The sequence below is a fragment of the Pontibacter sp. 13R65 genome, assembly GCF_047525655.1.
Classification (GTDB): Bacteria; Bacteroidota; Bacteroidia; order Cytophagales; family Hymenobacteraceae; genus Pontibacter.
On sequence record NZ_JBLIQL010000014.1, the window covers coordinates 93,328 to 118,808 of the forward strand.

The window sequence follows — 25,481 nt, forward strand, 5'->3', positions numbered from 1 at the left end:
ATTTTAATAAACTTTCAATTAAAAAAGAGAAGGGGTATATCTTTTTGGTATAGCCCTTCTCTTTTTTAGTATAGAAGTTGGTGTATCTAATGTTATATTATGTAGAGCTAGATTAGTAGTAACCTTATATGTAAAAAAAGAGTAATTTATCTTTCGAAGTATTTATAAATCAGATTTTTAAATAAACTGCAAGTAATGAAAAGCTTTTATGAGTTCAATCCCGACAGCCCCGAAGAGCGGCAGGAAAGAGAAAAAATGTATCCAGAATTGTCCAAATTTCACATTGCGCTCCGCGAAGAGCTAAGTGAGGAAGAGTACTTTTCTTTTTACAGTGCCGAAAAGGAAAGTTTTAAACCTTTCATGATTCCTAACCAATCATTCAACCAAACATGGAGACATGCCTAATTGCCTTATTGCAATACTGAAAAGGTAAACCTCAAACGGTTTGCCTTTTTTTTGTCCCAAAAGGTTATGCAAATACATGTGCAGTTTATTCCGCTTTTTAAACGCTAGTTTTATTTCCCTACAATTGCTGTAGTACAAGGCTAGTCGCCTTTCAGCCCACTTCCATACCAGCAAAGCACACAGCACATACTACTAGTTTCCCACCTGCGCTTCATTAGTGCTCCTATACACATTGCCGCTCCCGATTATCAACATAGTCATGGTACCGAAACTGGCTTTTTCCCCAAAGTGCTAAGTTCTAAGGGTAATCAGGAATCTTGCCGGAAGTAGGGGTGGCTGTACTGGCGGGCGCTTGTCTCGTCTATCAGCTCGTAGCTTGTAAGCATTATTTCTCTCTCGCCAGTATTCAGAGCTTTAACAAAAACACCTTCAGGAGTTTCGTAAATAGCGTAGTTGTGCTGGCCAAAAGGGTAGAGGTTATTGCTTTTTAAGATGGTGGCCTGGGTTAGATCTGCCTCTTCTCCTGTAGTTGTTTTTACCAGATAACGGTTTTTGTTCATGCGTTTTCTATTAAAATTTGATGTAGAATCTTACTGATCTCGGATGCTCGGCGCATCACCATCAAGTGTTCACCTCCTTCAACAATATACATGCCGGGGCGTCGCCGAAGCGGCAACACTTTGTCGGCTGTGCCATGTATTTGGTAGAGGTTGGGCAAAGGCTTTTCATGTCGCCAGGTGAGTAATTTCTCCAGGGACCAGCGAAGGTAAAGCTCGTTTATATCCAGAATGACTTCGCGGAGCAGCTTTTTCTCAGCGGGGCTATGAGCACCAAAAAAGAACGGTGCCAGTGGCAAAAAGCTTTGTAGAAGCTTAAGCGGGACGTACCGTTGCAGTTTCAGATTACCCAAAAGGCGGTAGTACCAGGGCAGTGCCGCGCTCGTGGCAAGGCTGGAGATAATAATCAGCTTGTATGGCTGTAACAGCTTGGCTAATTCTATCGCCATCAGGCCACCAAACGACAATCCGATCAAAATAGGCTGAGAAGCTGTAATCTGAGCCTTTAGTCGTTGAGCGTATTGCTGTAGCGACTCTTGAACAGACAAGGGTGCAATCCACTCCACATGCTCATAAGGCAAATCCTGCGGCAACTCCAGGAACTGGAACATACGCCAGTCAGCACCAAGTCCACTTATAAAATAGATTTTCCGCTGATGGTTTTCTGCTCCTGTGTTCAAGGTTTGTACGTTAACTAATAGATGTGTCGTGTTCCAAAGGCACAAAGCTAAAACCTATTTCCGGAACATGCTATTACTCCTGTTTCTCCAGAAGACCAATGTATAGGCCGTCTTCCCGGATTTCAAGGGGATAAGTTTTGGCATTTCGGGTTCGGTAGTCACACTCTTTGCCGCTTCTTAGGTCGTAGCGGTAGCTGTGCCAGGGGCAAACCACTTCGTTCAGGTAATTTATTTTTCCGCGGCTGAGCGAAGAGCCTAAATGAGGGCACGCATCCTGTATAGCTACAAAACCGGCAGCAGTATGAGCCAGGCAGATCTCCTTTCCGGCAACTGCCAATAGTTTGGTTTGCCGTAGTGGTACCTGCGCTTTTGCCTCAGTTTCATTCTCGAAGATTTTATGCCAGGTTTTTTCCATGTTCCTTACAAGGCTCCTTTTCAAATTCTACTAATAAAAACAGCCTTCCGGAGGCTCTTATAAGATTTTAGATGCTAGCTTATAGATGTTAGATCTTCTTGAAACTGCTGCTCAGCCCTCTGCTTTACCCGTATGCTCGCAGGAACTGCACACGCTGCGATATATGGCTGCTTTTATAACAATTTAACCATTATATCATTTAACAATTAACACACAGCAAACAACCCGAATTCTTCTAATGAAAATGGCCTTCCGGAGGCGTTTTAGGCTCTATGCCTTTAAGGGTTGATAGACCTTACAATGTGACTCTAACGGCTGTGGCATAGGCTTGTACCGGTTCCGATTCCATGATAGGACCTTGCAGCCAGGCTTCAACCTGTTGTCCCTCACGTAATTGTTCCGGTTTTAGAATGCCGCCATCCTGGTCTTCGATATGTGTATTGCTGTCTATCTTGATGCTGGCTTTGGAGTAGGTGCTGGTCGTTTTTTCTTGTGCCTCCACCAGAATAACCGATAAAGAGTTATCTTTTTTCTTGGATGCGGCTTTCTTTAGAGTCGTGATGTTTCCTTGTATATCAGGCACAGTGTCTGGTATTTGTTTTCCGGTGTCGCCGGAGCAGGAGGCTAGCAGCAACGTCAGAATAAAAAAAACGGGTGTATATAATCTCATGATTAGATTTAGATAAAAGGGCGCGATTGAAACATTAAAGGTAAAAACCTGGAAATACAGGTTTGTGGCTGTGGGTATACTGGTTCCTAAACTGAAGCCAGTGCTGTGGGATCTGGGTAAGTGCGGTCACTCTGGCTCTCTGGCGCGGCAGATGCACAAACAGTGTCATAGCAATTTTATGGGTTGGGTTCATTTGTTTGCTATTCTACTGCATAACAAAGCCGCATGTTGCAGAATACGTCAGCAACATGCGGCTTTGTTTATTTATTACTCCCGGAGCTTGCTTTAAGCGACTTTAAGATTAGAGTCAGGACCTTTTTTGCCATTTTGGGGTTTAGCTTCAGGCTCTTCGGGTAAAATGTAATTTGCTATAAAGTTTTCGCCTCTGCTGTGCAATGCCTTTGGCTCCTGCATCAGCACAACTTTAGCTCGCTGGCCTACCGTTAAAATGCCGATACCTTTTTGTTGGCAAAGCTGAAGCAGGTGACGGGCCAGATCATTGTTTCTGAAAGTAAGGCTGCTGATAGAAATTCCCAGCCATTTCTCGTTAGCCGGAAAACTGTCCACGTTGTCTACCAGATCACTTATTTTACCTTTCAGCTGCTTTTTCTCGAGTACTGAATGAAGTATAAACAAAGCCAGCGCTGCCGCTACCGCAATACCAGCTGCTATAGCCCAATGCACTATGGCTTTAAGCAGAAAACCTATACCTATCAATGCAAGAAAAGCTGTAAGAAAACGCCATTTGCTTAGGCCATTTTTCTTATATCGTGTAAGGAGGTTGGCCAAACCAGAAGAAGAGGCTGTTACCAAAGCAGCGCAGAAGGGTGAGTTGTCAACGGTATCAAACAAAAACAAAGCGTCTACCTGTTTGTCTGCTCTGGTTTGAACATTTTGCTTAACTTTAATGGAGGTTGCAGTATAGGCTGCTCTGTAGTGAGATTGAAGGAAGTCGTAGGCAAAATCTTCAATTTTAGGGCTTCTTTGTTTGGACATCCTTGGCTGAGGGTAGGTTTAGTAATGGAACAGATCTTTCGGTTTTGTAGCGAGATCTTTACGGTACAATTTACTCAAAGAGAAGTCCTTCTACACTTTTCAAACATGTCTGGTGAAGCAGGAGCAAACCAATATCAGTTTCAAAAATAAATATCATATTTAAAATAACCAATAAATATTTTTGTTTTGTTGCTAAATATGGGTTAAGTGCAGTTGTGCCTATTTTCGCTGTAAACGCTTTACTTGCTTATTAACCATTATGTTTCTCAAATGTTAATAGTATGCTGCTATACAAACCCTCAAAAAAATGCGTTTAGGATAGAGGATTCTAACTGTTTAGCAGCCTGAAATCATAGTATCTTGTTCTTTCACTGATATTTTAAGTAGCTTTACAGTAACAGCCAAGGCTGCTCATAAGTTTTTCCTAATACTATTTTATGAGATTATTGCTATTCCTTTTTCAAGCTTGCTGTCTAGTTACATGCAGCTTACTTTTTCAGGGGCGCGTGCAGGCGCAGATGCCGGCTAAACCTAACTCAGCCAAAATCTTGCAAGACATAAAAAAGCTAAATGTTTTGGGTAGCGCCCTTTATATTGCGGCTCACCCAGACGATGAAAATACCAGACTGATTGCATACCTGGCCAACGAAGGCCTCTATAATACCGGTTACCTTTCTGTTACCAGGGGCGACGGTGGCCAGAACCTGATCGGGCCGCAGATACGGGAGGAGTTAGGCATCATCCGGACGCAGGAGTTGCTGCAGGCGCGCCGTACTGACGGCGGTCAGCAATTCTTTACAAGGGCCAACGATTTCGGATTTTCTAAAAATCCGCAGGAGACTTTTACTATCTGGGAGAAGGAGCAGGTGTTGGCTGACATGGTGTGGGTGATTCGTAAATTCAAACCCGATGTGCTCATTACCCGATTTTCGCCACTGCCATCTGGCACACACGGCCACCACACGGCATCGGCCATACTTGCCGGAGAAGCTTTTGAGGCAGCCGGCGACAAGAAGCGGTTTCCGGAGCAGCTAAAGTACGTGGAAGTATGGCAGCCTAAACGATTGCTTTGGAACACGGGCGTCTGGTCGTTCCGGAGCGAGCAGGAATTTGATGCCTACGGTTCAAAACTTCTGAAGCTGGATGTAGGAAAGTTTAACCCCCTGCTTGGCAAGTCTTACCCTGAAATAGCTGCTGAGAGTCGCAGCATGCACAAAAGCCAGGGCTTTGGAGCAACCGGTTCTCGCGGAACTGCCATAGAGTATCTGGAGCATACAAAGGGCGATAAAGCGCAGAAAGAACTGTTTGAAGGCATTAATACCAACTGGAGCAGAGTAAAGGGAGGAGACAAAGTGGCAAAGCTCCTGCAAAAAGTTGCTGACGAGTTTAAACCCGAGAATCCTGCTGCGGCGGTGCCTGCACTGCTCGCTGCCAGAACCGAAATGCAAAAGTTATCTGATAACTACTGGAAGCAGGTAAAACTGCAGGAGCTTGAGCAGGTGATAAAACACGCCTTGGGCTTGTATTTGGAAGTGACAGCTACCGATTATGCAGTGGCACCAGGCGAAGGCGTAAGGTTGCATGTGGAGGCCATTAACCGGTCGGCTGTGCCGGTAAGCCTGCAGCGGATGCAGATAGACCTAGCGGGAACAGACACGACACTGGCCGTGCCGCTACAGCCTAATAGCCCTTTTACTTTGTCGCTCGCTGCAAAAGTACCTGCCCAGGTAGCTTACACACAACCCTATTGGCTCCGGAAAGAAGGTTCGCTGGGCATGTTTGCCATAGAAGGACAGCAGGAGGTAGGGCTGCCAGAAAATAATCCGGTGGCTCCCGTCGTTTTTTCGGTGCTGGTGTCGGGGCAAACTATCTCTTACACCGTGCCGGTTGTACACAAGCGCACCGACCCTGTAGATGGTGAAACTTACAGGCCTTTTGAAATTTCGCCACCTGTGTTTGTAAATATTTTGGAGAAGGTATTTATGTTTGCCGACGAGGTACCCAAGCAGGTGCGGGTACTGGTAAAAAGTGGTAAGGCGAATGTAAGTGGCACAGTAGCACTCTCGTTGCCAAAAGGCTGGCAAGTGGAACCAGCCTCGGTTCCTGTAGAACTGGGTGCTAAAGGAGCAGAACAAACTGCCATCTTTACCATTACGCCACCCCGGGATCAGCAGGAGGTTACGCTCAAAGCTGTGGCCACGGTAGAGGGTAAAAAGTACACGAAAGGTCTCAATGTGATTCAGTATAGCCACATACCGGCACAAACTACTTATCCGGAAGCAACTGCAAAGGCTGTGAAACTAGATCTGCAGAAGCGTGGGGAGAAGATAGGCTATGTAATGGGTGCCGGAGACGAACTGCCGGCTAACCTGCAACAAATCGGCTACGAGGTAACTGTTCTGAAAGACGAAGACATGAAACCCGAAACACTCCGACACTACGATGCCATTGTACTAGGAGTACGCGCCTACAACACCCTCGAAAGATTACGGTTCCACCAGCCACAGCTTATGGGGTATGTAAGAGAAGGTGGCAACCTGATTGTGCAGTACAACACGTCTGCCAGGTTGGTAACACCAGACATTGCGCCTTTCCCGCTTAGAATATCCAGCGATCGCGTAACAGTTGAACAGGCCGAGGTGCGCATGCTGAAGCCGGAACACCCGGTACTGAACGTGCCCAACAAAATAACCTCTAAAGATTTTGAAGGCTGGGTGCAGGAGCGGGGACTGTATTTCCCGAACGAGTGGAGCAAAGAGTTTGAGGCGATCCTTTCTTCTAACGATCCGGGAGAGCCTGCGCGCGATGGCGGTTTATTGGTAGCGCCCTATGGCAAAGGAAACTACATTTATACCGGCTATTCCTGGTTCCGGCAACTACCAGCTGGGGTGCCAGGTGCCTACCGGTTATTTACCAACCTGATATCGCTGGGTAAAGCCGATACTACATCTGGCAAGGCATCTACGGCGACAGAAGTAAGAGGCAAGGCGCACTAACCGTTTGCCCTCCACCTGAGGAAACTATGACAGAAGACGAAAAAATGCAACATGAGGCCGACAGACCACCTATTTTGGGTAGCTGGAAGCGGATTTATATGTTAGTACTGGGTAATCTGGCCTTTATGATACTGGTGTTTTACCTGATAACCAGGCTGTACGCATGAGTTTACCCGATTGGCTGGTATTAGCAGGTACGCTAGGCTTTATTGTTATTTATGGCGTCTGGAAAACGCGTGGCAGCAAAGATATTGAAGGCTACCTGAAAGGCGACAACAGCATGAAATGGTGGACCATCGGTTTGTCTGTAATGGCAACTCAGGCCAGCGCCATTACCTTTCTTTCCACACCCGGGCAAGCCTATGAAGACGGCATGCGCTTTGTACAGTTCTATTTTGGGTTGCCTATTGCCATGGTTATCATCTCGGTAACCATTATCCCCATTTTTTACAGGCTCAAGGTTTTTACAGCTTACGAGTACCTGGAGAGCCGCTTCGACCTTAAAACCAGGACCCTTGCTGCTTTGCTGTTTCTGATTCAGCGGGGGCTGGCGGCAGGTATTACTATCTATGCACCTGCCATTATCTTATCTTCCATTCTGAGTTGGAGCCTTACCATAACCAATGTAGTAATTGGGGTAGTAGTTATTATTTACACAGTTTCGGGGGGCACCAAGGCGGTGAGCGTAACGCAAAAGCAGCAGATGGCCGTAATGATGGGCGGCATGGTGGTGGCAGGGGTTATGGTAGTTCGTTTTCTCCCAGCCGATGTATCTTTTGGCGATGCCGTGGCGGTGGCCGGTAAAATGGGGAAAATGAACATTGTAGATTTCTCCTTTGATTGGGATGATCGCTATAATTTTTGGTCTGGCATAACGGGTGGCTTGTTCTTGTCGCTCTCTTATTTCGGTACCGATCAGTCGCAGGTGTCGCGGTACATTGGCGGCAGATCACTGGCCGAGAGCAGGTTAGGCCTGCTTTTTAACGGCTTGCTCAAAATTCCGATGCAGTTTTTTATCTTGTTTATCGGGGTAATGGTTTTCGTGTTTTACCAGTTTAACCAGGCTCCTGTATTTTTTAACCAGGCTACCAAAGAGCGGGCAGAAGCCACGAAATACGCCAGTGAGTTGCAGCAGTTAGAGGAGCAGCACAGAACAATTTCTGTGCAGAAACAGGCGGCGGTAAGAGAACTGGTTGCCAACATACAGGCGGGAGACGAGGCGCAGGCAGATATAACATCGGTCAAAGCCAGGAGTTTGGTGAAACAGGAGCGGGCAGTTAGGGCCAACGTAAAAGAAGTTATTCAAAAGGCTCTGCCCATGGCTGAAACCAAGGATACCGATTATGTTTTTCTGTCGTTCGTAACAAATTTTCTGCCGGTGGGGCTGGTGGGCTTATTGCTGGCCGTAATTCTTTCGGCTGCCATGTCGTCTACGGCTTCGGAGCTGAATGCGCTGGCTTCTACTACGGTGGTAGATATTTACAGGCGATCTGTGAAGCAGGAGGCAAGCAGCTCGCATTACCTTTTTGCCTCCCGCGCCTTTACAGTGGCTTGGGGAGTAATTGCTATCATGTTTGCCACCTACGCCTCACTGCTCGATAACCTGATTCAGGCAGTAAATATTATCGGCTCCATTTTCTACGGCACTATTCTGGGTGTCTTTCTGGTCGCTTTCTATTTTCGGTACATCAAAGGGAACGCTGTGTTTATGGGTGCCCTGGTGGCTGAGGCTATAGTGCTTTATTGCCATTTTTACACCGATATTGCCTTTCTGTGGTTCAATGTAATTGGCTGCGCCTTTGTAATTTTATTTGGCTTTATATTCCAGTTCTTCCTCAACAGAAAAACAACTTAAAGCAGACCAGTAACCTTAAGCCCTGCACCAAAAGCCCATTTTTTTTTTTTTCACTCCGGGAGGCCATTTTCATTAGAAGAACTTGGGTAATATGCTGATTGTTAAATGGATCAATGGTTATATAGTTAGTGAAAGGTAGACCGGAAGACCTCGCAGCGTGCACAGCTCCTGCGAGCGACTGTGCAAAGCAGACCATAGCTAACTCTACTGTCCTAAATGACCTTTCTGCCTCTGGAAGGCCAATTTCNTAGACCGGAAGACCTCGCAGCGTGCACAGCTCCTGCGAGCGACTGTGCAAAGCAGACCATAGCTAACTCTACTGTCCTAAATGACCTTTCTGCCTCTGGAAGGCCAATTTCATTAGAATAATTTAGCAGAAGGCTAACCTAAACTAATGTATTGCGGTAGCAGGCTACAGGGCGAACACGTGAGCCAGGTGCACTTATTGACAATTTTTTGTTTGAGCGTTCAGCGAGTTCAAAATCGTCTTGATTTTTTTGGTTCTTTTTGTATCAAGACAAAAAGAACAGGAAAGCCAACAATGCAACAGCTTCAACCTACTGTCACTGCCAGAAAAGCAGCTATGCGAACTTAGACCTACAACCCCAGTAGCCGTTGCTAAAGCCTCTCGCCCACGCTAGAAAGTTAAACCGTTGGCATGAAAGTACGAGCTACAAGCTCGCACTAGCGAGGGAACTTAGACATAAAAGCCTGTAGCCATTGCTGATGGATTTCGCCCATAAGATCCTTTCAGGATGACAAAAGGATTGATATGTATTTACACACAAAAACCTGTTTAAACCTCCGATGGCCTTGGTTTGCGCCCTGCAACAATATAAACCAGGCTGCCGCCCGCCGAAATATACTCGCCTTTCATGAGCTTCTGCTTCAGGGTAATTTTGTTGTAAAGCAGCTTCTGCCAGTAAGCATCAAATTTGTCCTTTTCGCCTCCTCCGGCCATGTAGTAATTCAGGTTGTCCTGGTAATCGTAACCCATGGCGTCTGTCTCTATCCACTGCAGCATTTGCTCCACGCGCAGCATCTTTTCCTGCGTGTCGTAGGGCGGAATAAGAGAGAGAGCTTTGTCTGATATCCATACTTTGGTGTCGAGGAGGCCAGCTTTCAGGTACAAGTCCGGAATTACGTCGCCCAGCGAGTTAAAGCCTTCGCCTAGCTGCTTTTTCCCTTTTTCGATCCGCAGTTTTACCTCCAGCACATCCAGGGTGCTTTCCACATCGAAGTCGGTCTCTCCATACCGGTCGAACATGAGGTTGGGCACCAGGTTATTTGGCTCCAGCGCCAGAATCCAGCCGCCTGGTTTGGTAATCCGAATCATTTCCTGAATAACCCGCTGCGGGTTTTTCACATGGATCAGGAGGGTCTGGCACAGGGTGAGATCTGAAATAGCATCGGGGAGCGGGATATCGGTGGCATTACCTACCGTAAATTTATAGTCGATGCGGTTCTGCTGGTAAATGCTTTTGGCTCGCTGTCGCGCTTCTTCTATGTAGCCAGGTTCATAATCTACGCCATAAACGGTGGCACCATCCGGCAGGTAGCGCGCGAATTTAAAGCCCATCATGCCTTTGCCACAGCCAATATCTACCAGGGTTTGGGTGTAAGGCAGGTGCAGGCGGTTGGCCAGCAGTTCCAGGTAGTCTTCGTTCCACCAGTACTCCCGTGCGGGACCCAGGTGTTCTTCTGAATGTTGTTTGTCTTCTTGATTATCCAATTATAAGTTGTTTTTTAAGTAAAAAGAAAGCCCCTGGCATAGCAGGGGCTTCGGGTAAGGTAAGTGAAGGGCAACTTTGGAGCAGCACTGAAGGCCGCAGCTACCTATACACTTTAAGTCTTACTTCATTTTTTTCCACTCCGCTATCGATTTTTCATTCATGCGGATGTAAGCCTGCTCGTTGGCAGCTTTAGCACCAGCCAGAGATTTTTCGGCAGTTTTAACCGCATTTTTATAATCTTTTTGCTGAGCCTGCATTCTGGCCAGCGTGTAGAGCCAGTAAAAGCGAGGATCCTGGTTAGTGGCTTTTTGCATCCACTCGGTAGCCTGCTTCAGGTCTTTGTTTGTGTCTAGGTAATAGGTGGCAGCAGCGGCATAAGCACCTGGCGCAACGTTGGTGCCGTTTACTACTTTCTCCTGAATCTCGGCCATTACTTTGCTATCCACGTCTGTTTCTATGGTGAAAGAAGCGACTGTGTTGTCCCAGAGCAGTTCCAGATCGGCTGCATTGTTTTTCAGGTTGGCAAAGTTGATGGTAAAGCTTTCTACCTTACGTCCGTTTTTCTCTGCCTTTACTGTAAAGCGAACCTGGTCTTCTTCCTGCTTGTATTCTTTGCCGCCATCGCCCCAGTGCTTGGTGTTTTTATGGATGATGATGGTCCATACATTCTGGCCGGGAATAGTGTAAAGTGCGTATTCGCCGGCAGGTACTTTGTTGCCTTGTATGGTAACTTCGTCGCTGAAAGTGAGTTTGGTGGAAGCGTTAGCTCCTGTGCGCCAGATGTTGCCAAAGGGAGCTATTTCGGCACCAAGAGAACGTCCTTTGAGCGATGGACGCGAATAATTTACTGTAACATCTGTTAAACCTACTTTTTGGGTAACAGTAGAGGCAGGGCTTGCAGCAGGCATAGCAATTTGCGCCTGTGCTGCACCAGCACCTAATAGAAGAGCTGCTGATAACGCAAAGCCTATTAATGTTCTTTTCATATTTATTAAGTTGATGGATGTATTTTTCCGGCAGTAATATTACGAAAAAGATCGGGCTAAAACCAGTGTTGCCATACCCTTACAACAAGCATAAATCATGCCTTTGCAAATGATTTGCCCGCAAAGGTGCTGTAAAACAATATAACTGGGCTGTCCGAAAGATTTAACTCAACTCAAACTGAAGGCGCAGCAAATTGGCATAAATACCATTGTCGTTCATAGAGAGTACTTCGTGTGGGCCCTCTTCTACTATTTCGCCTCCGTCTATCACCAATATCTTATCTACTTTGCGAATAGTGGCCAGGCGGTGGGCAATTACAATGGTGGTGCGGTTTTGCATCAGTTCGTCCATGGCCTGCTGCACCAGGTGCTCCGACTCTGAGTCGAGGGAACTGGTGGCTTCGTCCAGGATGAGAATAGCCGGGTTTTTAAGAATAGCGCGGGCAATAGCAATGCGCTGGCGCTGACCACCAGAAAGTTTAATGCCTCGCTCACCTACTAAGGTCTCCAACCCCTCGGGGAACGACTGAATAAACTGCCAGGCATTGGCTTTTTTGGCAGCCATAATTACTTCCGCTTCTGTTGCATCTGGTTTGCCGTAGGCAATGTTCTCGCGGATGCTGCCACCAAACAGCAACACCTCTTGCGGCACAATGCCAATATTACCACGCAAGGTACTCAAGTCCAGGTTCTTTATGTTGTGGCCATCTATGGTTATACCACCGTTGCTCACGTCGTAAAAGCGCATCAGTAGCTGCACAATAGTAGACTTACCGGCACCACTTGGCCCTACGAGCGCTATTTTCTCGCCTGCTCTTATGTGGAGGTTAATATCGCGTAGCACTTGCAGGTCGGGGCGGGTAGGGTAGGAGAAAGCTACATTGTGGTAGTTGATGTCGCCATGTAGTTTGGGTACAGGAGCCATCAGGTTACGGTTGCGGTTAGTTGGTTCTTCTGCTTCTACCAGAATTTCGAGGATACGTTCTGTCGCTCCCAAAGAAGCCTGCACTTTGCCGTACAATTCACCAAGACCACCCACAGAGGCGCCTATAAACACTGTGTACAGCACAAAGGAGATCAGGTCGCCGGGCTGTATTTCACCAGATGCTACCAGTGTGGCTCCATACCAAATCACCAGTATAATTCCGCCCATTAAGCCTACAATAATAAAGGATATAAACGCACCCCGATAATAGGCCGTCGTTAGCGCTGTTTTTACTGCCTTGCCCAGTGTTGTTTTGTAGCGGGCTACTTCAAATAACTCATTGGTAAAGGCTTTAACCGTATTAATGGCCTGAAGCGTTTCTTCTACAATAATGTTGGTCTGCGCCAGTTCGTCCTGGGTTTTCTTCGAGAGTCCCTTTATTCTTTTGCCGAATACAAACGCCAGCCCTACTAGCACCGGAAAAGTGGCCAGCATAAAAAGCGAGAGTTTAATAGAAGTCCACATAATAAAGGCAACTCCTACTACCAGCGTCATCACCTGCCTGAAAAGTTCTGCCAGCGTAATAGACATGGCATCCTGTACCTGGGCTACATCGGTGGTAATGCGGCTGGTTATTTCGCCAACTCTACGTTTCTCGAAAAAAGAAATGGGGAGCAGCATAAACTTGCTGTACAGGTCACGCCGGATATCGGCAACGGCGTTCTCGCTGACCTGTGCAAAAAAGTAGACTCTGAAAAAGGAGAAGATACCCTGAAAAACCATTAGCGCAAAGAGCGCAACGGCAATAAAGTTAATTCGCTCCAGAGCAACATTGGTACTGCCAAGCGTAGTCGTGTCGAATAACTGCCCCACCAGGTAAGGGAAACCCATAAAGGTAAGGCTGGAGAAGGTGAGAAAAATAAGGCCGATGATAAACTTATACTTGTAGGGAAGTACGTAGCGAAACACCCGGAGACTTTTTTTGAAACTTTCTTTGGTAATAGGTTTCCCTTTCTCTCCCTCTGGTGTCCCTTTTGGACCAAATCCGCGTTTTGCCATTAATTAAAATAATTAGTACTTGTTATGGCTGCACCAGTTCGGCTAAACTGTGGCAGCAGAAGCATGCGAATTCTATAACAGTCAAAACTTATATAAAATGCCACATTCTTTCAAAATATTTCAAAGGTAAGAAAACTGGCTGGAATTAGTCGGATATCAAAAGGATATGTTTTAGTAGTGCTTATGAGCTTCTCAGTGCCGACTGAGCTCACAGTGTCTGAGTGTCTCAGTATCTGAGGGATGGCAGAAATAACGTTTGTGATCCTGGAGGAATCTTGAGGGCGAGAGATTTCAGAGCTTCAGTTCGCGTAGCGGCTTCTATAGCTGTTACAGCAACATGAAGCCTTTGTAAGGCTGGAGTCTTTGTTCTTTTGTCTTAATACCACAGCTGTAAGGCTAAGGATATTGGTTGATTTCAAACACACCTGCCCTGCCTGCCCTTGCTGGTTGTTTTCATCTACCGCGCAACACATGTCAAATTATTCTAATGAAAATGGCCTTCAAACAGAATTTAGATGTTTTTCGGGCAGGGGTTAGAACCCATATTTAATTACGCATCCTCTCATTTACTCAATACTCACTAATTACTACATCAGCACATTAAACATGGTTATTATACTTTTTTGATCGTATACCTTATTAAGGGTAATAAATCGGAATAAGTATTGTAAAAATATAAAGATGATGAAGTTGGTTTTTAACACTATGCTGATGGCGATTTTAGTAGGCACCACCATGTCCTGCACGTCGTTATCGGAAGCCGGAACTCCAGACCCTTTGCCGAACCCGGACCACAACAGGCGGGTGCAGCACAGCACAGGCAGCAACCTGGACCAGGTGCGTCGGCAAATGAACCAGCAGTCGAGCGTAACGAACAAAAAAATCAATATAGAAGAAGCGACACATACTGGTCCTGCGACCACTCCAACCACAGAGCGGTCGCAGCGGGTAGTAGGAGCGCCTGTTGATTCTACAAGCCACCGGACCTCCTGGCCCGTACGGCCACGCGTAAATGCCGGGCAATAAGAGGCTAACGCTCCACTGAGTTATTTTTACAATTGAAGGCCTTTTTGATTAGAATAATTGGTGCGTCGTGGTGCAGCAGTTTTTCTAATCAAAAAGGCCTTTTGGGTATAGCAGGTCCTGCTGTTTATTTTTCTTCCTCATTTACATCAAGCGGCTCGTCGTCGGGATGTAGCTCTTCCGGCTCCATATCCACATACACTTCATTTTCGGGTGGCGTGGTTTCCGATTCTCTGTCTGCCTCTTTGGGAGCCGGGTTCTTCTTAATTTCCTGCTGGTGGTCCTTCTTGCCCAAAGTGTCTCCGTCGCCTTTTCTTGTGTTACTGTTTTCGGTATTCTTCATGACGTACATTTTGTGTTTGAGGTATACTTTACGGAAAAAGCATAGACATGGCAGCGCCGTAAGCTTGTTTTTATACTCCGTTGCCTCAGACGCCGTGCTTTCGGACTGTATTTGTATATTTGCTTTTTTAAGAGAGATATGGCTGAAAATTATAAACGATACACGATTACGGCGGCGTTGCCTTATGCCAACGGGCCGGTACATATTGGTCACTTGGCGGGGGTTTATATTCCTGCCGATATTTATGCGCGCTACCTGCGGTCGCAGGAGCGCGACGTTAAATTTGTTTGCGGCTCCGATGAGCACGGTGTGCCCATTACCATCAGGGCAAAAAAAGAAGGTATTACCCCACAACAGGCTGTAGATAAGTACCACGAAATTATCCGCGACTCGTTCCGGAACTTTAACATTTCCTTTGATATTTATAGCCGCACCTCTTCTAAAACGCATGCCGAAACTGCCTCTGGCTTTTTTAAGAAACTGTATGAAGAAGGTAAGTTTATAGAGCAGACCACGCAGCAATACTTTGATGAGAAGGCGCAGCAATTCCTGGCCGATCGTTATATTGTGGGCACCTGCCCTAAGTGCGGCAACGAGAACGCTTACGGCGACCAGTGCGAAAGCTGCGGCACTTCCCTCAACGCCACCGACCTGATAAATCCTAAAAGTACCTTGAGCGGGTTAAAGCCGGTGCTGCGCGAAACAAAGCACTGGTACCTGCCGCTCAACGAGTACGAGCCCTGGCTACGAGAATGGATAGTAGAGGGCCACAAGCAAGACTGGAAACCAAACGTGTACGGCCAGTGTAAAAGCTGGATAGACCAGGGCCTGCAGCCCCGCGCCGTTACCCGCGACCTCGATTGGGGAGTTCCTGTGCCAGCTCCCGGTGCAGAAGGTAAGGTGCTGTACGTGTGGTTTGATGCACCGATTGGTTACATTTCGGCTACCAAAGACCTGACTCCTGACTGGGAACTTTACTGGAAAGACCAGGAAACGAAGCTGGTGCACTTTATTGGCAAAGACAATATTGTGTTCCACTGCATTATTTTCCCGGCTATGCTCAAAGCGCACGGCGATTATGTGCTGCCAGCCAATGTACCGGCCAACGAGTTCCTGAACCTGGAGGGCGACAAAATATCCACTTCCCGTAACTGGGCGGTGTGGCTGCACGAGTACCTGCAGGATTTTGAGGGCAAAAGCGATGTGCTACGTTACGTGCTCTGCGCCAACGCCCCCGAAACCAAAGACAACGACTTTACCTGGAAAGATTTTCAGGCCCGCAACAACAACGAGCTGCTAGCCATACTCGGCAACTTTATAAACCGAGCGGTGGTGCTTACGCAGAAATACTACGATGGAGCAGTACCGGAACCTGGCGAACTCACCGACCACGATACCGAGGTGCTGGCACAGCTGCAGGCATTCCCGGCTACTATAGCCGACCTGGTAGAGCGTTACCGTTTCAGAGAGGCGCTGAGCGAACTCATGAACCTGGCGCGCCTCGGCAACAAGTACCTTGCCGATACAGAGCCCTGGAAACTGATTAAAACAGATGCGGAGCGCGTAAAAACCATTATGAACATTGCGCTGCAAATTTCTGCCAGCCTGAACATTCTGATGGAGCCTTTCCTGCCAACCTCTGCTCAGAAGCTATCGGATATGCTCAACAAGCCAGTGGGTAAGTGGGCGGAGGCCGGTGCTGCTGATTTACTGGAAGTTGGGCACGTTATAGGCAAACCCGAATTGCTGTTCGAAAAAATTGAGGATGCGGCCGTAGAAGCCCAGGTGCAAAAGCTGCTCGACACTAAAAAGGCAAACCAAGCCGAAAATGCCGTAGTGGCACCAGCCAAAGACGACGTAACCTTCGATGAGTTCAGTAAAATGGACATCAGGATTGGCACCATTATAGAAGCCAAAAAAGTAGCAAAAACCAAAAAACTTTTGAAACTGAAGATCGACACGGGGCTGGATCAGCGCACTGTAGTAAGCGGTATTGCCGAGTTCTTCAACCCAGAGGAGATCATTGGGCAGCAGGTAAGCATACTGGTGAACCTGGCTCCACGCGATATTAAAGGCATTACAAGCCAGGGTATGATCCTTATGGCTGAAAATGCCGATGGATCTCTAGCCTTTGTACAGCCTGGTAAAGCTGTTAAAAACGGCGGAACGGTTTCGTAAGCTCAGGAATATTCTATAAAAAAAGCTGCACCAGAAATGGTGCAGCTTTTTTTATGCCCGCAGCTGTTACGCTGCAAAGGTTGCTGCTGAAACTAACCTGCGAGTAACTCTTTGCTACTGGCTATTGTAAGATTCCGGTTATTAGCTTTTTGCTTTTCGATGGCCTGTACTACCAGGTACAAGCCAATAGCCGCTATAACTGCCATGCCTCCCATAGACCACCACAAGGTTCCAAAACCAAAAGCACTTATAATACTGGTGCCGAGCAAGGGAGCAACTACGTGAGCAGCCGAATAAGAAATAGTGTATAAGCCCATGTAAGCGCCCCGGTTAGATGCGTTGGAGCGTTCTACGGTAATGGTAGTCATATAAGGCATGGCCAGAATTTCGGCTATACTCAAAAGCAGCATGGCTACAAAAAGTATACTCACATGCGCCATCAGGTTGAGGCTGATGAACGACAGGCCGAGCAGCAGCACACCTCCTGCCACCACCATTTTTCTGGGAAAGCGCTCCCCAAGCAGGTACACCAAAATCATTTCCAGCATAAATACCATAAGGCCATTCATGCCCATAAGCATGCCTATGTTTCCTTCGGAAAGCTTGTACACCTGTTTGTAATAGATAGGCAGTGTAGAAATAAGCTGGAAAAAAACAGTGGCAAAGGTGCAGCAGAGCAACACAAACAGCAAAAACAACAGATCGGTGTAAGGCGACTTGTTGGTTACAGGAGCTGCCTCAACTATAGTTTCCTGCTGTGCCTGTAGTGGCTGGTTACCTTTCTTTTGTCGGAAGTACAGGTAAAAAAAAAGCCCCGCGACCATACAGGTAATGCCGTCCGCAATAAATAACCACCGGTACGACAGGGCTGCCAGCAAACCTCCCAGCGCCGGACCAATGGAAAAGCCCAGATTAATGGCCATACGGTTTAGTGAAAAGGCACGTGTCATGTTTTCGGGTTTGGCATAATGCGCAATGGAAGCAGAGTTAGCCGGGCGCAGGCAGTCATTTACCAGGCTCAGTATAAACACCCCGGCCGCCAAGTATTCAAACTGGTGCAGGTGCAGGAGTATAAAATACAGGCTGCCTCCCAGCGTCAGGCTCACGAACTGCACCTTAAAATGACCTATTCTGTCGGTGAGCCAACCACCCAGAAAAGAGCCGCAAACAGAGCCCAGTCCATAAAAACTAAGTATGGCACCTGCTTCTTGCAGGCTGTAGTCCAGCTCTCCGATCAGGTAAACTCCCAGAAAAGGCGTAACCATAGCGCCGCTCCGGTTAATAAACATCACTAGCGACATCATCCAGGCAGGGCGGGAGAGGCCTCCGAATGCATTGCGGTAAAGGAGAATAATTCTTTTCATAGTAGTAGGTATATATAGGAATTTGGATTAGTGGTGGGATACCCGAATCCCTCAATTATTCAAATAAAAACAGCCTTCCGGAGGTCTTTTCAGGCGAAAAGCGGCTTGACCTGCTGGCATAAAAAAACCTCACCTGCCAGCCAGACAAGTGAGGTTTTGATATAGCTCAGTTATCTGTGTCTACTTTGTATTATACACGTTCATGGTACGCTCCAGGCCAATGGTGCCGAAAGAAATAACCGCTTCTGCCGCTTTCTCGATTAAGGTTTGCAGTTCTGGCTGCTCGTCGGAGCTGAAATTGCTAAGCACATAATCTACCTGTTTGCCCTTGGAAAAAGCATCGCCCACTCCAAAGCGGAGACGCGGGTAGTTGTTGTGCCCCAGTGTCTGCTCAATATGCTTCAGACCGTTGTGCCCGCCAGCACTGCCTTTCAGCCGCATCCTGATCTTGCCAAACGGAATGGCAATGTCGTCGGTAATCACCAGCATCTGCTCCACCGGGAGTTTTAAGGTGTTCAGGTAATGGCTAACCGCTTTTCCGCTCAGGTTCATGTAGGTGGTGGGCTTTACGAGCACAAAGGGCCGGCCTTTGGTCTTTATCTCGGTTACGAAAGAGTGCCGGCTCAGCTCAAAACTGGCTTCGTGCTTTTTGGCAAGGTAGTCGAGTACCATAAAGCCAATGTTGTGGCGCGTTTCAGCATATTCGGGGCCAATGTTGCCCAATCCTACAATCAGGTATTTCATGGTTGTGTCTTCTGCCGGGGGTGGGGTGAGAGCCCCAAACCTAAGCATTTCTTTTATTGATTTAAACATAGTGGCTGCTTCTTTTAAAGTGGCAACCCATGCGCTGGCACTTCTATTTTTAAATTATTCTAATCAAAAAGCCCTTCCAGAGGCAAAAAGCGATTTGGTGAGCTAGGGTTTACGGAACAAAAGTTTGACTCAAAAAAAAATCCTGCCCTGCGAAGTGGCAGGACAGGATTTTTTTTCCGTCAGAAAGAGGAAGCTTATTTTTTGCCACGAGCTTCTTCCATCTGTGCACTCTTAAGAGCACGCGGAATGGTAACAGTTGCGATTGGGGCGCTAGGGTTAGAAAGTATTTCAAAGTTGTTAGCAACCACTTTGCTTACTTTGATAGACTTACCAAGCTCCAAATCGGAGATATCAACATCAATTGCATCTGGCAGGTTAGCCGGAAGCGCTTTGATTCTGAGCTTACGCAGTTTAGTAACCAGTTTACCACCAAGAAGAACACCTGGAGAGTTTCCAACGAACCTTACCGGAACGTCTATTTTAACTGGCTTGTCGTCTTGCAGTTCCAGGAAATCTACGTGCAGGAGCATTTCGTTTACCGGGTGGAACTGTAAATCCTGAAGGATAGCTCTGTAATGCGTTCCTTCAATGTTAAGGTCTACTTCATATACTTCTGGAGCGTAAACCAAGTCTCTGAACAGGATAGCTGGGGCATAGAAGTGCACTTGCTCGCCACCGCCATATAATACACCTGGCACATAAGACTCGTTTCGCAGCTCTTTCGTAGTCTGCTTGCCGAGATTTGCTCTTTTAAACCCTATAATCTCTAACTTTTGCATGATAATATTTTTAGGTAAATGTTTTGTGGGTGCAAAGGTATTAATTTAATTGATAAATTGATGAATTGTTAAATTGTTTTTTATTTCTGAAGATCAGTAACTTAACAATACGACAACCATCAATTAAATAAACAGTGAGCTGATAGACTCGTGCGTTACCACATTGTTGATAGCTCTTGCGAACAGCTCGGCAAACGAAAGTACCTTTATTTTAGAGCAAGGCTGCTTTAGTTTAATGGTGTCCGACACAACCAGTTCTTCAAGAACAGAGTTTTCTATACGCTCATAGGCTGGGCCAGACAGCAGCGGGTGAGTTGCCACGGCACGCACTGTTTTAGCACCTTTTTCTTTCAGTAGCTCAGCGGCCTTAGTCATGGTGCCGGCTGTGTCTACCATGTCGTCTACCAATACTACATCCATGCCTTCCACATCGCCAATTACCTGCATAGAGGCAATTTCGTTAGCACGTTTGCGGTGCTTGTCGCACACTACCATTTCTGCTCCAAAGTTCTTGGCAAACGAGCGGGTACGCACCACGCCACCTACATCCGGCGATGCAAAAATAAGGTCGTTGCCCAGGTTAAGGCTTCGCAGGTAAGGCACAAATATGGCCGAACCATCGAGGTGATCAACCGGAATATCAAAAAAGCCCTGAATCTGGCCGGCATGCAGGTCGCAGGTCATGAGGCGGTCGGCTCCAACAGATTGTATGGCATTGGCCACCACTTTGGCACCGATAGATACACGTGGCCGGTCTTTACGGTCTTGGCGGGCATAGCCAAAATAAGGCATTACCACAATCACTTTATGCGCCGATGCTCTTTTGGCTGCATCGATCATCAACATCAGCTCCATCAGGTTATCGGCAGGAGGGATGGTAGATTGCACAATAAAAACCTCTGCGCCACGCACAGATTCATTAAAGTGAACTCCTATTTCTCCGTCGCTGAAACGTGAGACAGAAAGGTCTCCGAGGGGTAGGCCATATGCTGTGGCTATTTTTTCAGCCAGATAAGTGGTGGCAGTTGCTGAGAATATTTTGACTTGTGGCATAATACTACTAAACGCTGAGGTGTAAGTAAGTTTTAGGTGGATATGCCTGCAAATATAGTTAATAACTGGCACCCGTTCTTTAAAAGAAGCAGATAAATAAAGTTTGGATTACTGGAAAAGTCTTATGCTCAGGGAATTGTGCAAATTGTTATTATTTCGGTCCGACTGGAGGCGGAGGGGTAGCTAAGCAACAGATACTGATTAGGAATTTTGACCTTCAAGAAGGGTAAATGTATTAATAGCATTAGCTGACTTCGCTAAAGTAAAATATAAAAGCTAGAAGTAGTGAGTGTTACAGCAAACACAAATATTTCTTTGCTTGCTATTTAGTTAGCGTTCAAACTTATAAATTTGGAGAATGGGTAATTTTTCAAAATCGGCTTTGCTCTTATTTCTCTTCTTTTTCCTGTCTTTGGCAGGCGAGGGGGAGGGCTGGGGTATAAGTATAGCCCAGGCAGTAACTGATGGCACAGACAAAGGATATGCTCCGGCAAGTTTATCGGATAATAGGCAGCATAAGATTCAGGTGCTGTTCAAGCCCTCTGAAAATGCTGTAAGTGCTGTAAACCTCTCTTTTCCCACTCCTGGTGCCAAAAACCAGCTGAGCGGCCTTGTAAGCGCCTCGCCTGCCGTAGAGCATTACCTACACCGCCTGAACCGGGAATACCTTTTCCGCGCAAAAGGTATTTGTCTCAGCCTAGGTAATTGCGACATTATTTTTCCTTTCCATTATTTCTGGTAAATCCTTTCGTTTTCTTTTAGGCATGCCCTTGCATGCCTGAGCGCCTTTGAGGTTTCTGGGTTAGGCTCCCGCCCCGAAGTATTTGATGAAAGATGCTTCGCTGTTCTGGTATGCCTGTAAAAGCATGCCACACAATAACAAACGCCTTAAAAGTTGCTCTCTGCTGGGCTTACTACATAGGCTCATACACCAATTTCATGTCAAATTTATTGCAGGTGGCACCTAAAGTGGGGCCGCTAATAATTCGGTGCTGCCTGCACAGCAACAAAAACTAATATGGATTTAGAAACAGTAATAATCGGACTATTATCAGTGGCGCTCTTTGTAGTGCCTATTATGTTTGTGCAACGCAAGCAAAAAGCTAAAAGGCTGAAACTCTTGCAGGAGTTTATAGGCCTGGCAGGGCAGCGACAGGTAAATATTGACTTGCACGACTCTTGGGACCCTTACTATACCATCGGCATCGACACAGTAAAAAAGAAACTGTTCTACACGCTCCGAAATGAGGGGCAAGAGCAGCAATCTTTTGTAGACCTGGCGGAGGTAGGAGCCTGCAGCGTTAAAAATTCAAACAGAGATCAGAATGGCGAAAAGATTATCGATCGTATTGATCTAGTTTTAAGCAGCCGAAATGCAAGGCAGGCTGACAGGGTGCTGGAGTTCTATAACCGTGAAGTTAGCCTGAACTTTAACAATGAGCTGATGCGGGCCGAAAAATGGAAGAGCATCATTTCTTCTAACCTGATGGCTACGCCCACACAAAACCCGACTGCTCCAACTTATGCTGAGAAACACTAACGGCCGCAATTTGCTGCCTCTCATTTGTTGAATATCAAAGGCCGGAGTTAATAGCTCCGGCCTTTGTATTTGTTGCTCTTCGGTTTCGGTTAACCTAATGATAAGGAATAAAAACCAGTGAAAACAAAAAAGCCCTCAGATCAGATCTAAGGGCTTTTTATGTTGTCCGACCAGAACTCACCAGCTTAACTTTTATTTCAGATTAGTTACAATAATACTCCGAATGTTTGTCTAATGGATATTATGTCGTATAATTTTTATTTTTTTGTTTAATATATTTCAGTAGATTTACATTATAAATTTCACCAGATGTTTCACGTGTCATTATTTCACACGAAGTTTCGCATTTGATATTGAAAAATATGTTTAAGATTTAATAAGAGTCTATAAAAGAAAGAATGACAACTGTAAAAATTATTACCCGTGATAATACAAAAAAGACGCATTACACGATCTATGTGAGATGTACTGTTAAGGGCAAGAAGGTGGAAGAAAATACGCGCGTAAGGATACCATGCCAGAATTGGAGTGATTCAACTCTAAGAGTAGTTCCTAAAGGGAGCATAGGTAATGATCAAGCAAAAGTCTACAATAATTCTATAACAGACTGCTATAATAGAATGTCTGATGCTCTAGTAATGTTAACGAAAGACAGCACTAAAGAGGACATGCTGAAAATTCTTTATCCGAATAATTTTCAAACACATGATGTGGTTTCAAAGAAGGAATACGGCTTGCTTGATATCTGCCAGATAGTGATAGATCATTCCAGCGGTGAAGATCCGAGGCGGTATACCACCAAAGGAGGTAAAATTGCCCTGAAAACACTTAAGCAATATAAGAACACCTTAAATACTTTAAAAGAATTTGAAAAAAAGGAAAATAAGAATCTATGTGATTGGACGTATTTAAATACAGGGTTCTATATAAACCTGAAGAATTTTTTATATAAAAAAAACCAGGTTGATTCTTCTGTTGATAAATTGATAAAGAATTTGAAATCTTTCCTCTCCTATATATATACGGAAGAGGTAATAGAGGTGCCCAAAATCAATATAGATAAATGGAAACGTATTCATACCAATGATCAAACGGTAGTGTACCTGTTGAATGACGAATACAACATCCTCAGGGAAATGCCAATCTCTGAACCACACTTAGACAGAACTAGAGATCTATTCTGCTTTCAAACTGATAATTGCCTGCGAGTTGGTGATTTGATGAGTATTCGAAGAAATCATTTTAGCCATGATTTCTTAACATTAAATATTGTTCATGGAAAAACAGGGTATATTACGCGTCATGACCAAACGAATTATACAATAAGCATCATTAATAAATATAAAGATATCATAGGCAAAGGTTATGTAATACCAAATGACTTAACCGAGCAGGTTTATAATAGACAATTAAAAGAGGTAATTTATAAACTAGCGTTGTATATAGAACAATTAAGAGAGGCAGGTATTTTAGATGATATCGAAAGAGCTGTGCCAGATAGCAAAAAGCCATTGGTGCGTAACCTATTAGATCCTATCCCTTTTACAACTACTATAAGGCAAAAAAAGACTGTTTCTTATGATTACTTATACAATAAAATTTCAAGTCATGACGCGAGATCAACATTTATTACCAATATGTTAATCTTGGGTACAGTTCCAGAATTCATCAAGAAAAAGTCTGGCCATGCACGAAATAGCGAAGCATTTAGTAGATACTATGATATATCGGTTGAAATCATGAATCAGTTTGTCAGCCAGAAACAGAATGATATGTACAAACGCCTAACCTTACCATCATTTGCAAACATCTAGATGATGAAAATAGAAGACAAAGCCGCGCTTTATTTAGGTCACCTAAAATTGCTCTATGAAATCTGTGTCCAAGAAAATGATGAAGTGGATATAAACTTAATATTGAAAGGTTTTCTACAAAGAAAGGCTATGGAGCTACAGGTTTCCCAATCCGAATTGATAAAAATCCTCAGCACTGGATCCACGGTACTAAGGAGGAAGATCATGACAGGTCTTTTGTTGGTGGAGGAAGAAATCGAGACCGACATTATAAGAAATGGGGTTGCTTTGGACGCGACGCGGCAGTATCGGTATAGCCTCGCCAATATTCAAGAATTTTATAAAATATTTGCAGGCAGAAAAATCTCTAGGCAGGCAATAAACCAGCAGAAGAGAATATTATTACCTATACAAGACATCCCAAATGAATATACCTCCGTTATCGAAAGCGATCTAATCGAATACTTTTATACACAGACTGGTATCAAGCTTGATGTACAGAAAATACGCCCGCTTGCATATAAGAAGCCTTTACAGGAAAGGGAGATCTAAATCTCCCTTTTAGCAGGTGCTTTATAACTAAACCTTCTGATATCCTCAGGCTTCAACCGTACATGGGCTTCATGATAGAAATACTGAAGCAGATCACTTTCTAAAACTGAATTTTTATCTCCTTCAATTGTAATTTTTTTCAGTTTGCTGATCCCATGTTTGTCCAGGGTCATGTGATCGGTGACTGTCTTTCTATGGATACTTTTATTTAATAGCTTTGCATAAATTTCAACGATACCTGCCACCGAATACCTGTATTCTTTTAGATGTGCAGGCACAGCAGATTCAGCCTCTTCTATTTTTTCAAAATCCAGGGTAAGGAATGCCTCCTGCCATACCTTTCTGAGTGCGTCGAGATTGTCCGCTAATAGTTGTTGGACAGTCTCCTCTGTTAGGTTTTTGCAACCTGCCGTTTTTCTTACCCAATATTTGAGCATTAAGAGCACCTCTTCTTGCGGTACTTGATCTTTCTTAAAGTTTGTAAGGATATTTAGTGTATCCTGAATTTCTGAACGTATCATATCATTGAATTTCCTTTTATAGAAACTCGGTTTATGAAAGTTTTAAATTCAGTTAAAAAAATTAAAAATTTTGAATTTCTATGATAAAACGATCTATGTTATCTGTATGTAAAGACATCGTCTGTTCTGAAAGCCTTATCAGAAGAATATTAAAATACTATTTTGATAAGGCTAATTTTTCACGCTACGAAACCTGTTTTATTGCAGCAAGTGCGACTAGTATGTTATGCCAGCATAATTTATCA

24 protein-coding genes are annotated in these 25,481 nt (G+C 45.3%); 10 read left to right on the forward strand and 14 right to left on the reverse strand.

Features of this window, described 5'->3' with window-relative positions:
• Positions 1-195 precede the first annotated feature (195 nt).
• Positions 196-405 (forward strand): hypothetical protein, encoded by a 210-nt coding sequence (locus ACMA1I_RS15955; protein ID WP_337069406.1) that lies wholly within the window; start codon positions 196-198, stop codon positions 403-405.
• A gap of 308 nt (positions 406-713) precedes the next feature.
• On the opposite strand, the gene ACMA1I_RS15960 is transcribed toward ACMA1I_RS15955, so the two are convergent.
• The 5 genes from ACMA1I_RS15960 to ACMA1I_RS15980 form a co-directional block, all read right to left on the reverse strand.
• Positions 714-965 (reverse strand): hypothetical protein, encoded by a 252-nt coding sequence (locus ACMA1I_RS15960; RefSeq protein WP_337069407.1) that lies wholly within the window; start codon positions 963-965, stop codon positions 714-716.
• A complete protein-coding gene (locus ACMA1I_RS15965; RefSeq protein ID WP_337069408.1) occupies positions 962-1,642 on the reverse strand; it encodes an alpha/beta hydrolase in 681 nt (226 codons plus the stop codon). Before ACMA1I_RS15965 ends, ACMA1I_RS15960 begins: the two co-directional genes overlap by 4 nt.
• A 73-nt stretch (positions 1,643-1,715) precedes the next feature.
• On the reverse strand, positions 1,716-2,057 hold the full coding sequence (locus ACMA1I_RS15970; RefSeq protein ID WP_337069409.1) for a Rieske (2Fe-2S) protein: 342 nt from the start codon (positions 2,055-2,057) through the stop codon (positions 1,716-1,718).
• Positions 2,058-2,352: 295 nt separating this feature from the next.
• Positions 2,353-2,727, reverse strand: a complete 375-nt coding sequence (locus ACMA1I_RS15975; protein ID WP_337069410.1) for a DUF3221 domain-containing protein — start codon at positions 2,725-2,727, stop codon at positions 2,353-2,355.
• A gap of 285 nt (positions 2,728-3,012) precedes the next feature.
• Positions 3,013-3,723, reverse strand: coding sequence for a hypothetical protein (locus ACMA1I_RS15980; protein ID WP_337069411.1), 711 nt, complete (start codon positions 3,721-3,723; stop codon positions 3,013-3,015).
• 548 nt (positions 3,724-4,271) lie between these two features.
• Here ACMA1I_RS15980 and ACMA1I_RS15985 point away from each other — a divergent pair.
• Genes ACMA1I_RS15985 through ACMA1I_RS15995 form a run of 3 tightly spaced genes read left to right on the forward strand, consistent with a single transcriptional unit; the run spans position 4,272 to position 8,574 of the window.
• Positions 4,272-6,719: a PIG-L family deacetylase gene (locus tag ACMA1I_RS15985; RefSeq protein WP_337069412.1), complete on the forward strand. Its 2,448-nt coding sequence runs from the start codon at positions 4,272-4,274 to the stop codon at positions 6,717-6,719.
• 26 nt (positions 6,720-6,745) lie between these two features.
• The gene (locus tag ACMA1I_RS15990) at positions 6,746-6,886 is read left to right on the forward strand and encodes a hypothetical protein (protein WP_337069413.1); all 141 of its coding nucleotides are present in this window, start codon (positions 6,746-6,748) and stop codon (positions 6,884-6,886) included.
• Complete coding sequence (locus ACMA1I_RS15995; protein WP_337069414.1) at positions 6,883-8,574, forward strand: sodium:solute symporter; 1,692 nt, start codon at positions 6,883-6,885, stop codon at positions 8,572-8,574. Before ACMA1I_RS15990 ends, ACMA1I_RS15995 begins: the two co-directional genes overlap by 4 nt.
• A gap of 796 nt (positions 8,575-9,370) precedes the next feature.
• Here the strand turns inward: ACMA1I_RS15995 and ACMA1I_RS16000 are convergent.
• The 3 genes from ACMA1I_RS16000 to ACMA1I_RS16010 all read right to left on the reverse strand — a co-directional run bounded on the left by ACMA1I_RS16000 (position 9,371) and on the right by ACMA1I_RS16010 (position 13,277).
• Positions 9,371-10,306 carry a class I SAM-dependent methyltransferase gene (locus ACMA1I_RS16000; RefSeq protein ID WP_337069415.1) on the reverse strand — a complete coding sequence of 312 codons (936 nt, stop codon included), beginning with the start codon at positions 10,304-10,306 and terminating at the stop codon, positions 9,371-9,373.
• A 120-nt stretch (positions 10,307-10,426) separates the two neighbouring features.
• The gene (locus ACMA1I_RS16005) at positions 10,427-11,293 is read right to left on the reverse strand and encodes a DUF2911 domain-containing protein (protein WP_337069416.1); all 867 of its coding nucleotides are present in this window, start codon (positions 11,291-11,293) and stop codon (positions 10,427-10,429) included.
• A 163-nt stretch (positions 11,294-11,456) separates the two neighbouring features.
• Positions 11,457-13,277, reverse strand: coding sequence for an ABC transporter ATP-binding protein (locus ACMA1I_RS16010; RefSeq protein ID WP_337069417.1), 1,821 nt, complete (start codon positions 13,275-13,277; stop codon positions 11,457-11,459).
• A 681-nt stretch (positions 13,278-13,958) separates the two neighbouring features.
• Between ACMA1I_RS16010 and ACMA1I_RS16015 the strand changes: the two genes are divergently transcribed.
• Complete coding sequence (locus ACMA1I_RS16015) at positions 13,959-14,303, forward strand: hypothetical protein (RefSeq protein ID WP_337069418.1); 345 nt, start codon at positions 13,959-13,961, stop codon at positions 14,301-14,303.
• Between the two features lie 124 nt (positions 14,304-14,427).
• Here the strand turns inward: ACMA1I_RS16015 and ACMA1I_RS16020 are convergent, their stop codons facing one another.
• Positions 14,428-14,643 (reverse strand): hypothetical protein, encoded by a 216-nt coding sequence (locus ACMA1I_RS16020; protein ID WP_337069419.1) that lies wholly within the window; start codon positions 14,641-14,643, stop codon positions 14,428-14,430.
• Positions 14,644-14,781: 138 nt separating this feature from the next.
• On the opposite strand from ACMA1I_RS16020, the gene metG reads away from it, so the two are divergent.
• On the forward strand, positions 14,782-16,821 hold the full coding sequence (gene metG / locus ACMA1I_RS16025; protein ID WP_337069420.1) for a methionine--tRNA ligase: 2,040 nt from the start codon (positions 14,782-14,784) through the stop codon (positions 16,819-16,821).
• 92 nt (positions 16,822-16,913) lie between these two features.
• On the opposite strand, the gene ACMA1I_RS16030 is transcribed toward metG, so the two are convergent.
• From ACMA1I_RS16030 to ACMA1I_RS16045, 4 genes are all read right to left on the reverse strand, one after another.
• Positions 16,914-18,185, reverse strand: a complete 1,272-nt coding sequence (locus tag ACMA1I_RS16030) for an MFS transporter (RefSeq protein WP_337069421.1) — start codon at positions 18,183-18,185, stop codon at positions 16,914-16,916.
• Between the two features lie 180 nt (positions 18,186-18,365).
• On the reverse strand, positions 18,366-18,929 hold the full coding sequence (gene pth, locus ACMA1I_RS16035) for an aminoacyl-tRNA hydrolase (protein ID WP_337069449.1): 564 nt from the start codon (positions 18,927-18,929) through the stop codon (positions 18,366-18,368).
• Positions 18,930-19,192: 263 nt separating this feature from the next.
• Positions 19,193-19,777, reverse strand: a complete 585-nt coding sequence (locus ACMA1I_RS16040; RefSeq protein WP_337069422.1) for a 50S ribosomal protein L25/general stress protein Ctc — start codon at positions 19,775-19,777, stop codon at positions 19,193-19,195.
• A gap of 123 nt (positions 19,778-19,900) precedes the next feature.
• Positions 19,901-20,830 carry a ribose-phosphate pyrophosphokinase gene (locus tag ACMA1I_RS16045; RefSeq protein WP_337069423.1) on the reverse strand — a complete coding sequence of 310 codons (930 nt, stop codon included), beginning with the start codon at positions 20,828-20,830 and terminating at the stop codon, positions 19,901-19,903.
• A 358-nt stretch (positions 20,831-21,188) separates the two neighbouring features.
• On the opposite strand from ACMA1I_RS16045, the gene ACMA1I_RS16050 reads away from it, so the two are divergent.
• The 4 genes from ACMA1I_RS16050 to ACMA1I_RS16065 all read left to right on the forward strand — a co-directional run bounded on the left by ACMA1I_RS16050 (position 21,189) and on the right by ACMA1I_RS16065 (position 24,715).
• Positions 21,189-21,572 (forward strand): hypothetical protein, encoded by a 384-nt coding sequence (locus ACMA1I_RS16050; RefSeq protein ID WP_337069424.1) that lies wholly within the window; start codon positions 21,189-21,191, stop codon positions 21,570-21,572.
• 276 nt (positions 21,573-21,848) lie between these two features.
• Positions 21,849-22,370 carry a hypothetical protein gene (locus ACMA1I_RS16055; protein WP_337069425.1) on the forward strand — a complete coding sequence of 174 codons (522 nt, stop codon included), beginning with the start codon at positions 21,849-21,851 and terminating at the stop codon, positions 22,368-22,370.
• A 398-nt stretch (positions 22,371-22,768) separates the two neighbouring features.
• The gene (locus ACMA1I_RS16060; RefSeq protein WP_337069426.1) at positions 22,769-24,184 is read left to right on the forward strand and encodes a phage integrase SAM-like domain-containing protein; all 1,416 of its coding nucleotides are present in this window, start codon (positions 22,769-22,771) and stop codon (positions 24,182-24,184) included.
• Positions 24,185-24,715 (forward strand): hypothetical protein, encoded by a 531-nt coding sequence (locus tag ACMA1I_RS16065; protein ID WP_337069427.1) that lies wholly within the window; start codon positions 24,185-24,187, stop codon positions 24,713-24,715.
• On the opposite strand, the gene ACMA1I_RS16070 is transcribed toward ACMA1I_RS16065, so the two are convergent.
• A complete protein-coding gene (locus ACMA1I_RS16070; protein WP_337069428.1) occupies positions 24,712-25,236 on the reverse strand; it encodes a hypothetical protein in 525 nt (174 codons plus the stop codon). The genes ACMA1I_RS16065 and ACMA1I_RS16070 overlap by 4 nt on opposite strands.
• Between the last annotated feature and the right edge of the window lie 245 nt (positions 25,237-25,481).

What these genes read in the sequence shown, in the direction of transcription:
- ACMA1I_RS15955 (WP_337069406.1), top strand. Translation starts at nt 196, where the DNA reads ATGAAAAGCTTTTATGAGTTCAATCCCGACAGCCCCGAAGAGCGGCAG.
- ACMA1I_RS15960 (WP_337069407.1), bottom strand. Translation starts at nt 965, where the DNA reads ATGAACAAAAACCGTTATCTGGTAAAAACAACTACAGGAGAAGAGGCA.
- ACMA1I_RS15970 (WP_337069409.1), bottom strand. Translation starts at nt 2,057, where the DNA reads ATGGAAAAAACCTGGCATAAAATCTTCGAGAATGAAACTGAGGCAAAA.
- ACMA1I_RS15975 (WP_337069410.1), bottom strand. Translation starts at nt 2,727, where the DNA reads ATGAGATTATATACACCCGTTTTTTTTATTCTGACGTTGCTGCTAGCC.
- ACMA1I_RS15980 (WP_337069411.1), bottom strand. Translation starts at nt 3,723, where the DNA reads ATGTCCAAACAAAGAAGCCCTAAAATTGAAGATTTTGCCTACGACTTC.
- ACMA1I_RS15990 (WP_337069413.1), top strand. Translation starts at nt 6,746, where the DNA reads ATGACAGAAGACGAAAAAATGCAACATGAGGCCGACAGACCACCTATT.
- ACMA1I_RS15995 (WP_337069414.1), top strand. Translation starts at nt 6,883, where the DNA reads ATGAGTTTACCCGATTGGCTGGTATTAGCAGGTACGCTAGGCTTTATT.
- ACMA1I_RS16005 (WP_337069416.1), bottom strand. Translation starts at nt 11,293, where the DNA reads ATGAAAAGAACATTAATAGGCTTTGCGTTATCAGCAGCTCTTCTATTA.
- ACMA1I_RS16010 (WP_337069417.1), bottom strand. Translation starts at nt 13,277, where the DNA reads ATGGCAAAACGCGGATTTGGTCCAAAAGGGACACCAGAGGGAGAGAAA.
- ACMA1I_RS16015 (WP_337069418.1), top strand. Translation starts at nt 13,959, where the DNA reads ATGATGAAGTTGGTTTTTAACACTATGCTGATGGCGATTTTAGTAGGC.
- ACMA1I_RS16020 (WP_337069419.1), bottom strand. Translation starts at nt 14,643, where the DNA reads ATGAAGAATACCGAAAACAGTAACACAAGAAAAGGCGACGGAGACACT.
- metG (WP_337069420.1), top strand. Translation starts at nt 14,782, where the DNA reads ATGGCTGAAAATTATAAACGATACACGATTACGGCGGCGTTGCCTTAT.
- ACMA1I_RS16030 (WP_337069421.1), bottom strand. Translation starts at nt 18,185, where the DNA reads ATGAAAAGAATTATTCTCCTTTACCGCAATGCATTCGGAGGCCTCTCC.
- pth (WP_337069449.1), bottom strand. Translation starts at nt 18,929, where the DNA reads ATGAAATACCTGATTGTAGGATTGGGCAACATTGGCCCCGAATATGCT.
- ACMA1I_RS16040 (WP_337069422.1), bottom strand. Translation starts at nt 19,777, where the DNA reads ATGCAAAAGTTAGAGATTATAGGGTTTAAAAGAGCAAATCTCGGCAAG.
- ACMA1I_RS16045 (WP_337069423.1), bottom strand. Translation starts at nt 20,830, where the DNA reads ATGCCACAAGTCAAAATATTCTCAGCAACTGCCACCACTTATCTGGCT.
- ACMA1I_RS16050 (WP_337069424.1), top strand. Translation starts at nt 21,189, where the DNA reads ATGGGTAATTTTTCAAAATCGGCTTTGCTCTTATTTCTCTTCTTTTTC.
- ACMA1I_RS16055 (WP_337069425.1), top strand. Translation starts at nt 21,849, where the DNA reads ATGGATTTAGAAACAGTAATAATCGGACTATTATCAGTGGCGCTCTTT.
- ACMA1I_RS16060 (WP_337069426.1), top strand. Translation starts at nt 22,769, where the DNA reads ATGACAACTGTAAAAATTATTACCCGTGATAATACAAAAAAGACGCAT.
- ACMA1I_RS16065 (WP_337069427.1), top strand. Translation starts at nt 24,185, where the DNA reads ATGATGAAAATAGAAGACAAAGCCGCGCTTTATTTAGGTCACCTAAAA.
- ACMA1I_RS16070 (WP_337069428.1), bottom strand. Translation starts at nt 25,236, where the DNA reads ATGATACGTTCAGAAATTCAGGATACACTAAATATCCTTACAAACTTT.